Annotated in this window: 10 protein-coding genes; 2 read left to right on the forward strand and 8 right to left on the reverse strand. The window is 59.8% G+C overall.

The annotated features are described in order from the left end of the window. Positions 1–11: 11 nt before the first annotated feature. From NKJ17_RS21040 to NKJ17_RS21065, 6 genes are all read right to left on the reverse strand, one after another. Entirely contained in the window at positions 12–836 is an 825-nt protein-coding gene (locus NKJ17_RS21040) for a FecR family protein (RefSeq protein ID WP_352689882.1), read from the reverse strand. Continuing rightward, positions 833–2107 (reverse strand): tetratricopeptide repeat protein, encoded by a 1275-nt coding sequence (locus tag NKJ17_RS21045; RefSeq protein WP_352689883.1) that lies wholly within the window; start codon positions 2105–2107, stop codon positions 833–835. The genes NKJ17_RS21040 and NKJ17_RS21045 overlap by 4 nt, the downstream gene beginning before the upstream one ends. Before the next feature lie 311 nt (positions 2108–2418). Next, positions 2419–2715: a Crp/Fnr family transcriptional regulator gene (locus NKJ17_RS21050; protein WP_352689884.1), complete on the reverse strand. Its 297-nt coding sequence runs from the start codon at positions 2713–2715 to the stop codon at positions 2419–2421. Then, positions 2709–4571, reverse strand: coding sequence for a SulP family inorganic anion transporter (locus NKJ17_RS21055; RefSeq protein WP_352689885.1), 1863 nt, complete (start codon positions 4569–4571; stop codon positions 2709–2711). Before NKJ17_RS21055 ends, NKJ17_RS21050 begins: the two co-directional genes overlap by 7 nt. A 137-nt stretch (positions 4572–4708) precedes the next feature. Next, positions 4709–5896, reverse strand: coding sequence for a magnesium transporter (locus NKJ17_RS21060; protein WP_352689886.1), 1188 nt, complete (start codon positions 5894–5896; stop codon positions 4709–4711). A gap of 765 nt (positions 5897–6661) precedes the next feature. Next, a complete protein-coding gene (locus NKJ17_RS21065; RefSeq protein ID WP_352689887.1) occupies positions 6662–6868 on the reverse strand; it encodes a helix-turn-helix transcriptional regulator in 207 nt (68 codons plus the stop codon). Positions 6869–7058: 190 nt separating this feature from the next. Here NKJ17_RS21065 and NKJ17_RS21070 point away from each other — a divergent pair, with 190 nt between their 5' ends. Both NKJ17_RS21070 and NKJ17_RS21075 read left to right on the forward strand, forming a co-directional pair. After that, positions 7059–7739, forward strand: a complete 681-nt coding sequence (locus NKJ17_RS21070; RefSeq protein ID WP_352689888.1) for a hypothetical protein — start codon at positions 7059–7061, stop codon at positions 7737–7739. Continuing rightward, positions 7702–7920 (forward strand): DUF2274 domain-containing protein, encoded by a 219-nt coding sequence (locus NKJ17_RS21075; protein WP_352689889.1) that lies wholly within the window; start codon positions 7702–7704, stop codon positions 7918–7920. The genes NKJ17_RS21070 and NKJ17_RS21075 overlap by 38 nt, the downstream gene beginning before the upstream one ends. A 39-nt stretch (positions 7921–7959) precedes the next feature. Here the strand turns inward: NKJ17_RS21075 and NKJ17_RS21080 are convergent, their stop codons facing one another. Both NKJ17_RS21080 and NKJ17_RS21085 read right to left on the reverse strand, forming a co-directional pair. Next, positions 7960–8847 (reverse strand): LysR family transcriptional regulator, encoded by an 888-nt coding sequence (locus tag NKJ17_RS21080; RefSeq protein ID WP_352689890.1) that lies wholly within the window; start codon positions 8845–8847, stop codon positions 7960–7962. A gap of 442 nt (positions 8848–9289) precedes the next feature. Beyond that, complete coding sequence (locus NKJ17_RS21085) at positions 9290–11479, reverse strand: calcium-binding protein (protein ID WP_352689891.1); 2190 nt, start codon at positions 11477–11479, stop codon at positions 9290–9292. Positions 11480–12164: the final 685 nt, after the last annotated feature.

A 12164-nucleotide genomic window follows, 5' to 3' on the forward strand; every position in this document is an offset into this window, starting at 1 on the left:
TGCGGCCAGGCCTATTCGCAGTAGTAGCAGCAACCCTCACCCTCACACTCGCCCTTATTCACGCCGCCGCCCACGGGTGGCGTTGGGGTGTCGGGGAACTCCATGACCACTCCTGGCAATGCGCCGTCGGTGGAGTCGCAGACTTTGAGCGAGCCGCCGAGTGCCGACGCACAAAGTGCGCTTACGTCCAATCCCGGACCCAGTGCGCCTGGCAGGCCGGTGCCGGCAATCCGGTCGATGCTGTCCAATATCGGGAAGGTGTCGATTCCGCCGTAGCCGGTCAGCAGCTTGCCATCTTCCGATGTGCAGGCGTAGCCCGGGTTTGTGATGACCAGCCGTTTGCCATTGATCGTGCAGATCATGCGGCCGGCGCGCAGAATGCCCACGGTCTGGCCGGCTGCCACCAGCACTTCGATGATGCCGCCTCTGGCGCCGAGCACCATATGCGGCGTCGCAACCTGCATGACGCCGCCTTTCGAAACCTGGCCGCCATAGAACCGGGCCAGGCCGCTGTTCATCCCGATGTCGATTTTTCCAGATCCGGAGCCCGGATTGTAGACGAATTCATCGATCGTCAGGCTGGTGTTCGGACCAATCTTGGCGCTCGATTCGTCCCGGAACACCAGCATTCCCAGACCAGTGGGATCGCTGCGCAGCTGATCGCCGAGTTCGACGCCGGCACCGACGTTCATTGTCCCGCCGTTGTTGCGGACGATGTTGGTCTGGTAGGCCGTCATCGACCCGATCGTTTCAGCGGCGGATGGTGCCGCGAAGGCAAGGCAGGCGACAAAAATGGCGATCTGACGGTACGGGGTCCTCATCGCGGCCTCTTTCAATTGAGCGTCAACGTGTAGCTCATGAGCATTTCGAACGATTTTCGGTCGCGGTTGGCGATGTCGAAGTTGGTTTCGCGATAGGCGAGATCGACGCTGATCTTCTGCGCCTCCGTCAGCTGAAAATCGCTTTCCGAGGCAATGCGCCAGAAGTCGCTCTTGATATTTGTGCCGATGCCAACGGACAGATCGGGAGTGTTGCTGTGGCCGGCCGAGAACGCGACCTGGTGCGACCATGCGAAGAGATCCGGTACCGTCATCAACAGGCCGCCATAGCGGACCTCGCCCGTGTAGCCGTGGCCGATTTCGCCAGATCCGGAGGCGAAGTCATTCGAGCCGACAAAGCGCAGTCCGAGCGCCTGGCCATTGCGGAAGCGGTAGCTGCCGCCTGCCTCATAGAAAACCCTGCTATCGGCGAAAATGCCTTGCGAGGCGCTTAGATCGATGTAGCCGCCGCCGGCAAAAAGCGTCGTCTCGACGGTCGGGCGCACAAGAAAGCGTCCACTGAGGCCGATGCCGGTTTCGTGGATATCGCTGTCGAAACGATCTGTAACGGTAAACGCCGAAAGCAGCAGGCGCAGCGAATCGATCCCACTATTGGGCAGCCCCTTGTCCCAGGTGATCGCGGCGTTGCCGTGGATGAAAGTCTCCTTGCTACCCGGAACCGACAGGTCTGGCGTGAAAAAGCGCTGTGTCGCAGTCAACGACCCCGAAAGGACGAGGGCGTCGGCGCTTGGCGTGCCGAGGTCCCACCGGACAAAGCCTTCCGCCCGCCCATAGGGCGAGACGAAGCTGTCGTCGTCCTGCGCCCCGCCGGGCTCAAAATCGGTGAATGCGCTGAACACGCCGCCGGTCAGGGCGAGTTCCCAGGTAACGCCACGCAAGGCGCGCTCGATGCGGGCGAGCAGGCGAACAGCTTCCTGCTGCTCACTTGCGGACAGGCCGCCGACTTCGATGCCGTACTGCACCTGCCGCCGGGCCAATTCGTAGGAGCCGACATGATAGTACAAACGGCTGGCCGCAAGCCGGGCGCGCGCATCGCGGGGATATTTGATCAGATACTGCTCGATCGAGGAGATCGCCTGGTCGTATTGCCCTGCATTGACGGCAACCGTGACGAACTGGGCGAGCGTTCCGTTGTCCGACGGACTGGCGATGCGGGCTGAAAAAGCATCGTCATAGGCCGAAAAAAGACCCTGCGCGCCAGCCGGCAATGCGCCGCTACAAAGCAGCGCCGCGGCGCAGCCGACGATTGTTCGAAACGAAGATTGCATGCCGAGAACCACCCCAAACCCGACCAGTGCGAAGGACTTAGCACGACCACAAGAAAAAAGGCGACTGGACTTTGTCGAAATCGTCCGAGTTTTCAACAGCTGTTGCAGCCGCGCAACAAACTATCGGGTCCATTCGTATTTCGGCTGCGCTGGTTGCAAAAACATCTTCTCGGCGTTGCTGTATTGGTCGAAATATTCGATCGCGATACAAACTAACAAACTCACCGCGCGCTAGCGAACCTGGCTTGCTTCAAGATCAATATAGTTCGCGTGATTCTGCACGTATTTGGTCGCTGCCCGACCCATCGATGTCACATATGGCTCATCCGAAGGTCTTCCGTCGCATTGCGGAGGCGATCGGAGAGCTGGCGAGCAATGCTTCTCAAAACGGCTTGCGCGATATGCGGCTTGGCCTTTGATATCTTGTTGGCGGCCGACGAGGTCAGCTCATAGGCAACAACGTCCTCGTCCGCGATCACGTCGGTCGAGCGCGGTCGCTCGGTCAGGAACCCCATTTCCCCCACTGTGCATCCAGCCCCGATGCTCGCCAGCCGGCGCCGTCCGCCAGGCGCATCCACCCAGACGCTGATACAGCCGCGCGTCAGCATCCACAGTCGGTCAGCCTGATCGCCAGCGCGGCACAGCACGGTGCCTCTGGGACCTCGACGTGGTCGAGATAACTCATCAGCACTTTCAGATCTTCTTGCGCCATGGTCATGCCGAAATCGGTGCGCTCGAGCGGCACCGCTATCACCGAGGGGGCAACACTGTCCGTGCGCTCGACGATTTCCTCTTCGAAGCGCTCCAGCGCCGCCTCGAGATCGGGGTAGATATTGGGTCCATCGCTTTGTGAGGTAAACTCCTCCAGGGCTTCGGCATCCCTGAGATCACTGAAGAACAATCGCTGACCGCGCCGGGCACAGCGAGCGGAGACCTGCTGCAAGGTCAACGCGCCGGAGGCGTCGACGTCGCTGACGGCGCGGAAATCGAGAATGATCACCCGCACTACGCTGGGCAGCCGGTCAATTTCCTCCGCGAGCTCATCGGCATTGCCAAAAAACAGCACGCCCTGCAGCTCGAGGACTGCCAGCTCCCGCTCGTGAATCGCCAGCAATTCGGTCTGAGCAGTGGAGCGGATGCGCCTGGAGCGCGTCTTGCCGACGATCTCCTTGCGCCGCACCACAGGCCGGTTCATTTCGATCATGAAGACAATGCAGGCCAGCGCCACGCCGACCACGGCGCCGACAACGGGTTGGCCAAGGACTGTGGCGAGCGCCACAGCGGCGACCACGGCCATATTACGCCGTGCCTGGGTTCGGCCCGCCGCGCTGGTGCCGAGAAGTGCTTGCCGCGCCGTCCGCAGCGCCCAACGGTCGATGGTATTGATGCCGACGAAGACCAGAATGGCGGACAGCACAACCAGCGGCATCGAGAAGATCGGATCCGGGAACGCAAGGATGGCAGCGAGCAGCACCGCCCGGCTCGCAAACGTCGACGTACGCATGCGCCCGCCGGCACGGTAGTTGGCGGCGGTCAGCGCGGCCGACGTGGATACGAACAGCCCGCCCATGAGGGGAGAGGCAAGATTGGCGATTCCCAGCCCGACGAGGGCGCGGTCCTGGCCGACCTGAACGTCGGCCAGATTGCGCGCAGTGCGCAGGGTAAAGACGGTGTCGAGCGTTCCCACGATCGCCAGGGTCAACGAGCCGGCAATCAGGGTCCACCAGATATGTTTCAGCCCCAGCCGGAGCGTTGAGGCAGCCTCGATCATGCTTACCGGTGCCCAGCCCTCGATATCGATCGAGCCGATAACGGGGCCGAGCTCAGTGTCGGGCGCCCACAGGCGGGCTGCGTGGTAGATCACATAGCCGATGATCAGGCCGGCAAGCAGCGCCGGAACTTTGGGCGCATGCCGCGTGATCATCGCCATGGCCGCGATCAGCGCAAGACCGAAGGGTAGTCTTGTGATCGTCGCCAGGCTGAAATCCGCCGCCACGATGCCGCTCCAGGAGGAGACCGCGAGAAGCATCGGCGTCTGGCTCTTGATGACCAGGATGCCGACGCCCGAGACGAACCCGGCGACAACCGGATGGGGGGCAAGCTTGACGATCCGGGCGAGACCGGTTGCGCCGATGAGGATCATCCACAGGCCGGTCAGCATCACGCAGCCGACGAAGGCAAGCAGCGCTTGGGTCGTGTTGCCGTCGAGAGCGACAAGCAGGGATCCCAGCAGGCTGGCCTGGATCAGCGAGTTGCTGGGCATGGTCGTCACGAAGAATGACCGTTGAAATGCGGACGCGACAACGCCGCCGACAATGGCAGCGATGACGCCGGCAAGCGCGCCTTCCGCCACTCGATCCGCGCCGAGCGGCGATAGGGCAAGGACGCCGGAGGAGACGCACATCGGCAATGCTACTCCTGCGGTCGTCACGCCCGCGGTGAGTTCCTGATTCAGAAAGCCCATCCCTGCGCTTAAACGCGCAAAATCCCTCTGTATCGCAACCTGCTCAGTCACGGCGGTTCAAAGCCCCAAAAATCCCACGTTGGTGATCCCGCCGATGCGCGTCCGGTACAGGACGCGCATCGGCGGACATGCCAAAACTACAGCACGAGCATGGTGGCGAGCCCGAGCATCAGGCCCATGCCTACGATATCGGTGACGGTGGTAAGAAAGATCGCTGAAGCTACGGCCGGATCGGCGCCGACCCGCCGCAGGCCCAATGGGATCAGCACGCCGGAGATTCCGGACATGAGGCACGATCCGGACATGGCGAGCAGGATGACAAGTGCCAGCATGGGCGCCTGGGCTGCCGACTCCGGTTGCCGCGAGGCGTAGAACCACATGGCCGCAGCCGCCACAAGACCGACGAGCACGCCGTTAGCGATCCCGAGCGCGCCCTCCCTCATCACCAGGTGCAGTTTCGGTCGCTTATCCACATCGCCCAGGGCAAGGCCACGCAGCGTCATAGCCAATGCCTGGCAGCCGGTGTTTCCGCTTTGCCCGGCCAAGACCGGGAGGAATGCCGCCAGGGCGACGATCTTCTCGATTGTGCCTGTGAACGAGCTGACCACGAAAGCAGCCATGAACGCCGTCAGCAGGTTGAGCTGTAGCCAAGGATGACGCTTCAGGAAGGCTGAAAACAGCGGCGTAAAAGAACGCTCCTCCTTCTGGACGCCCACCATCTGGCCAGACTGGGCGGAAATCTCGATGATTTGTTGCTCGAACAAGCGCCAGCCGCGGACCTGCCCCAGCAGCCGGTCCTCCGCGTCCACCACCGGATAGACAGGGTAGTGGCGGCGTACCGCAGCCTTGCAGGCGCCGCTCAAGGACAGATCGACGGGGAGGGCGAACGGTTTTGGCAGCATGATCTGATCTACCGTGGTCTCCGCTTCGCTCAGCATCAGATCGCGCAGGACCACGAGACCAACCAGTTTATCGCCCTCGTCCGTGACGTAGAGATAAGTGAGCTCGGTCGGCACCTGAGCGCGTCTGACGGCCTCCACTGCGGCGGCTACCGTCGTCCCGACAGGAACGCTGGCGGGAATCGGGTCCATCAGCTCGACGAGCGAATCGGGGATCGCGAGGCTCTTGCCATCGCCATGAGGCTTGATAGGCCGCATATGCGGTGGCAAATGCTCCGCCACCTTACGGGCATGCCCGTCCGGCAACAACTTTAGTGTGTCCCGAATAAACTCGGGAGACTCTCGGGCCAGCAATTCCGCCGCGTCATCAGGTGCTCGAGCACGCAGCGTGCGCACCAGCTTCTCAACGTCGTTCTCTTTCTTCATCTGCTCCCCCAATTGCTAGTGTCTTGCCTCTGACGGTATGACACGGATCGGATCGCTCTGTCTGGCGCGCAGTGGCCCATGCGCCTCGATCCGGAAAACTTCGCCTCTCGGGGCGCCGAGTGGACCGAACCGAGACAGATCTGAGCCATTGCCATACAGGCGGGCTGTAACGCCTACGTGTCGCCGAGAATTCAACGTGTTGCGAACTTCACCGATCTTTTCGTGGGCTTTGCGAGCACGTCGCGCCAATGATTCTTAAACCCGGAAATTCTACACTGCAGGGCCTACGGCGTTCGAATTGATTTGCCTTATGCCGAGAATTCGCCGCAGTGGTGCTGCCAATGTCGGCCAGGGCTGCCGAGCCCGTTGGCAGCGAGCCGTTCCGCATTGGCAAGATCGACCGTAACGAGTCTCGTCGATCCTGTTTTAGACGAGACAGTAAGAAGGGTGCGCGTGCCGGTCTACGATACGACGGCCAGCATTTGGCTTGGCCGCTCCTTGGTGGTCGAGCGCGGGCAGGGGCAGGAGCGTGCCAGTCACCTACCCGTTGTCCAACTGGGCCCTCGGCTGATTTCTGCTCTGTGCAATCGCTTGTCTGCTCACGAACTCAGTCCTCAGGTTCGCGAGGGGCGCTCCGGCACACCAGTCGAGCTGACAGAGAGGCGTTTCTGACGCCAAAATATTCGGGAAGATCGGGTCTGCGCGACCGGCGTCTTCGAGATGCGAAATCCGTTTTGAGTCGAATGTGCCCGATTCCTGTAATGATTATTTGCTGTCAGATCGGCGGGCGAGCCGCACGCCAGGCCCGCCACCATTTTCTGGGATGAACTCGACGCCAGCGGCCTCGAGGGCGCTGCGTATTGCAGCAAGATTGTGCCGATGTGGAATGCGTGCCCCACGCTCGAAATCAACAACGGTCGCTCTGGAGACGCCTGCCGCCGCTGCAAGTTCGCTCTGGCTCCAATCGAGCATTGCCCTGGCTCCCCTGCATTGTTCCACGGAAATTAAGCTCATTGGCCGAAGTCAGTCTTTTTGGTTGACTTTCGCCTGAGAAATCAGGCTAAATGGGAGGTGCTAGGCAATTAGAATACTAGGACGGCTGAGCGGGTGTTGCTGCACCTGCCCAGCCTGACCACAACCCAAGCTGATTGGAGCTCGGATCATGGCTGATTCCGACAATACCACGACTCTGCCTTACGTCACCCGCAGGCGAGTGCTTGCGGCAACAGTGGTGGCCACCACCGCGTGGACGCTCGAAGGTAACGCGTCCGCAGGTAGCGCCGGATGCACGAATGTGTGTTTTGATCCTGCACTGGCGCTTTGGCAGGAATGGGTAAGATCCCACAAGGAGACCGAGCGGCTATGCCGGAAGCAGCAGCGGCTGGAAACAAAGCTTGTCGAGAGTGTCGGCTTTCCTTGTGTAACCGTCCGCATGCCCGGAGGTGAGGACGTGACGGTCCATTCGATTGAGGCGCTTAGAGAAGTGCTCGGTAAAGGGCTGAATACCCCCGCTCTCCGCGAGAGGGCCGAAGCCGATTTTGCAGCGCATCAGGCACGTTGGGATGAGGCTGCCGAGGAGACCGGCTACACCGCCGCTGTCAGGGCCGAGCGCGAGATTGGTGATCGGGCGAAGGATCTTCTGGAAGCGTTCTCGACGACTCCCGCAATGACCCTCGCCGGTGTGGCGGGCAAGCTCGATGCCGTGGTGCGCGAGGGCGAAGCTTGGGAGGAATGCATCGAATTTCCTTGGCCGCAAATCCGCTCTGCGCTCAGCGATCTGGTGCGCATCACCAAGGCCTTCGGTGGTGACCCAGTGCGGCGTCGAAGGATCCGGCACGACTAAGCTGAAACTCTCCGCCATTCCCGATGACCGGCCGGTCAAGGTCACGGTCCAACTGCCCGGCGCCGTTGGTCGCGATCTTGTCGCTTATGCTGAATTGCTCGATCCGGCAAAGCTGATTGCGCCGATGCTGATACGGCTCATGACGGACAGGAGCGCTTGCCAAAGCCCTACGAAACTCTAGGCCGGGATGACTAATCGGATCATTCCGGTCTGACGGCTGTCAGGACCGAAACCGATCGCGCAGGAACGCGATGAAGGCCGGCAGCGCAGGATTGGCGTTGTTCGGATGCCAACGGGCGAAGCTGGACATCTGAATTGACTTGCCCTCGATCCGCAGCTTACGCCAGACGACATCTTCAGGAACCCTGTTGGCGTCTCCGTCGTGGATCAGAGCAACTCCAAGGCCGTTTCCGACAAGGCGCAGAAGGATGCCCGCACTGACATGGTGTTCGACGATCGCGGGGAGCTGCACGCCATTTCCAACAGCGTCGGCGAGCAGAAATGCTTCGCCCCTACGCACGAGCAACGTCTCTTGGTCCAGCTCCGACCACTCGATCACGGGACGGCTTGCGAGAGGATGACTGGAAGCGAGAACGACGGCTAGGGTATCCTTCCACAATTTCAGTTCGAATGCGCCGCCAGTGGATCGGAAGGAGGAAGTGACGGTGACGTCGACCTCGGTGCAGCCCAGAGGAGCCCTTGGCCCAGGGTGAGATCCCTCTATCAAGCTGACGGTCACATTTCGATGACATTGCCCGAACTCGATGACCGCATCCAGCGCTCGCCCGCCAAGGATCATCCCGTTGGAGCCGATGGAAAGCCTTTGTTGTTCATCCTTAATGCCGGTCCGGGCCAGCGTGAGAGTATTATCCAGTTCGAGGAGCACCGAGCGCAGACGATCGAGGAAACGCTCGCCGGCTGGGGTTGGGCCAACGCCGCGGGGATGGCGATGAAATATCCTCGTCCCCATGGCGTATTCGAGATCGCGTATGCGCCGGCTGAGCGCGGAGTGATCGATACCGGCGCGCCGCGCCGCGCGCAGAAAGCTGCCCTCCTCGGCGATCACAAGCGCATAATTGAGTGTCGCGAGTTGAATGGAGCTCTGCATCTCTGCTCAAGGTCAAGGCAGCGACAAATCGCAGATATTTGAGCGCTTTTGACGCTGGCGGGCTATCCCCAGATCTCAGTATTGACGTTGAGTGAAACCACCCAGGCCTGTTTAGGCAGGATCACGAGGAAAAGGACGCCAGAAGGCGTGCAGCAAGACTTCCCCACGACGATCGGAACATGCCGCTACAGAACGCGTGGGTTCCGCTCGTGGAGAGGTCTCGCATAAGCCAATGAAGCGAGGTCCTTTGGCAGGCTATGCTCGCTGCGATAATCCCCGGACGACGCTCACCAGACGATATCACTCCATTTGCGGGTGAATTTTACGAAGGGCACGTCGCGCTAGCTCAGGAGTTAAGCACCACCCAGACTGGTCAATTCGCTTGAAAAATAGCGGCGCCTAGAGCGGCGGACCGGCTCGAAGGTCCGCCGTTCCGGGTCGTTCAGATCACAAGAAACGAACCTGCTGCAAGCGACAGACCTGGAGAGAGCGTGGCGAACTGTATTTGAGCTGCGCCACCGATCCCGTCGCTGTCGAAAGAGAGTGCTCCGGTTGAGTTGTTGTAGATGATATGATCGGAGCTATCATGTGCGGCCGCACCCGCAAAGAAAGCATCGGATGAAAGGCCTCCCAGCTTAAGCCCGGCAAAAACCGCGTCGTCGAGCTGGATCTTGTCCTGGAGCTTGTTGAAGTCGGTGATCCTGTCGATATTGCCGGCTCCAAGAGCGCTGTTGAACTCGAAAGCATCATTGCCTCCGTTACCGGTCAAGATGTCGGCACCGCCGCCGCCGTTGATGACATTGGCGCCGGCATTGCCCTGAACGGTCTGAGCGAACCCGTTGCCGATCAGGTTGATTGCAGACGTACCGGACGGATTGGTGGTGGCGAGAAGCTCAATCTGCGAGCCGGCCGCAAGGGCATGACTCACCGAAGCGAGCACCTTGTCGGTACCCCCGCCCACCGCCTCGAACACCCTGTCGCCGGCATTGTCGACAAAGAACGTGTCATTGCCGCCATAGCCTGCCATCGTATCGGCACCGCCGCCACCGTTGATGACATTGGCGCCGGCATTACCCCCGATGCTCTGAGCGAACTCATTGCCGCTGAGATTGATCGGCGTCGTGCCGGCTTTGTTCGTGGTGGTGAGAAGCTCGACCTCCGCTCCGGCCAATAGGGTGTGGCTCACCGCAGCGAACACCCATTCGGTGCCGCCGCCCACCGCCTCGTTCACCTTGTCGCCGGCATTGTCGACATAGTAGTTATCGTTGCCACCATAGCCGCTCATCGTGTCGGCGCCGCCGCCGCCGTTGATAACATTGGCGCCGGCATTGCCCTGGATGGTCTGAGCGAACTCGTTGCCGGTCAGGTTGATTGCCGATGTGCCTGACGGGTTGGTGGCAAGAAGCTCAATCTGCGAGCCGGCCGAAAGCGTGTGGCTTACAGTAGCGAACACCCTGTCTGTACCACCGCCGACCGCCTCGCGAACCTTGTCACCAGCATTGTCGACATAATAGGTGTCGTTGCCGCCATAGCCGGTCATAGTATCGGCCCCACCCCCGCCGTTGATGACATTGGCGCCGGCATTGCCCTGGATAGTCTGGGCGAACGCATTGCCGGTCAGGTTGATCGCCGTGGTGCCGGACGGGCTGTTGGTGGCGAGAAGTTCGATCTCCGATCCGGCCGCAAGCGCATGACTTACGGAGGCGAATGCTTTATCGGTACCGCCGCCCGCAGCCTCAATCTCCTTATCGCGGACATCGTCGACATAATAGGTATCATTGCCGCCATAGCCGATCATCGTGTGGCCGCCGGCTCCGTGAAACACATCGTCGCCGCTGGTGCCATACAAGGTGTCGCTTGTCTCGACGGGAGGCGGTTCGGTCCCGGTGGTAGCGAGGTTGTGCTCCCGGAAAACGGCCTGCAGTTCGGAGGAGCTTTCAAGCGCGGTGTCGCCGTTCTGCGTTCCCCATTTATAGGTGTAGTCGAAGCCGGGCGTCGGCACCAGTGCGGCCCAATGATCGATCATGATTTGCATCTGTTCGGGGGTGGGCATGACATGTCTTCCGCCATCGGAAGTCTCCCAGTTACCGCCGCCAAAGGCCTGATAGACCGGAACGATGTTGCTAACCGGGATGCCCGATTTCACCGCTGCAGCCACGGCTCGATCGATCATGTCATAATCGACCGTGTCCGTTCCCGTGCGCACCGGATAGGGGTCTATTCCGAAATAGTCGATATGCGTGTTGGCCGGATTGTAGGTGTTCGTAAAATCCGGATTGGTCGGGGACCCCATGTTCATCATGGTGATGAAGGTCTTGGCGCCTGGAAAATGCTCATGGATCCAGTCGGATTCCGCCTTCAGGTTCTCAGCGGTTGCGTAGGTGCCCCACCTGCCGGTGGGATCGGGCTCGTCAACAAGATAGAATCCGAACACGTTCGGATTGCCGAGGAAGGGGGTCATTTTCTCGATGAAGGATGAGGTTACGCCCTCGTGCTCATTCAGATACACCAGGCCCTTCATGCCATCCGGCAATGCGTTGACCTGGCTAACATATTGAACGTCGGCCAGATTGAACCCGGCGGTTGCGATTTCGGTGGCGGAGCCACCCGAGGCGTAGTGCAGAGTTGCCATCCAATATTCCTTTGTCTCATTCGATAGCGCCCGGGGATTGCCTACTAGAGGGTGTATATTAGCGCCAAATCACATACCTGCAGCCTCTGATAGAATGGTTGATCGGCGGCAGGATTGTCACATTGCGGCGAAAAACATACTTACGGATAGTTGACATTATGGGATAGAAAACAAATTTAAATTGCAGTGATCTCACGATGTTTCCGATGGTTATTACGGATCTTTCTATGAGGGTCTATTTTTTTGCCGAAAATACAAGATCACATGATCGTTACCGTTTAAAAAGAAATTTAGTTTTTATTAAAATTAGTTGGCGAATGCGTCATTGTTATTGGAGTGGCGTTGGGGGTACTAACTATATGAAGAAGTGCGGCAAAAAAATCTAATGTTTCGGATTATAAAAGTATCGGACTATAAGATCGGACGCCAAGCCGCGGACAAAAAACCGCTTTTCTCCACAAGATGCATTTGCCTGCCAGCCAATTGAGCCGACATTAAGCTAAGATGCCAGCCGAATCGCGCTCTATGCCGGCGACACCAATTTGTTGTGGACAGACGCCGCAGGTGCCAGTCCGCGACCAAGGTGTCTGCAACTGAGATTGAGCGGCCCGAGACATAGGTGACGATTTGTACCGGACACATAGGTAACACTTTTCGGTTTTTGCCGGGAGGTGTTGATGCCGTG

Source organism: Mesorhizobium sp. M0208, assembly GCF_040322015.1.
In the GTDB taxonomy this organism is placed as follows: Bacteria; Pseudomonadota; Alphaproteobacteria; order Rhizobiales; family Rhizobiaceae; genus Mesorhizobium.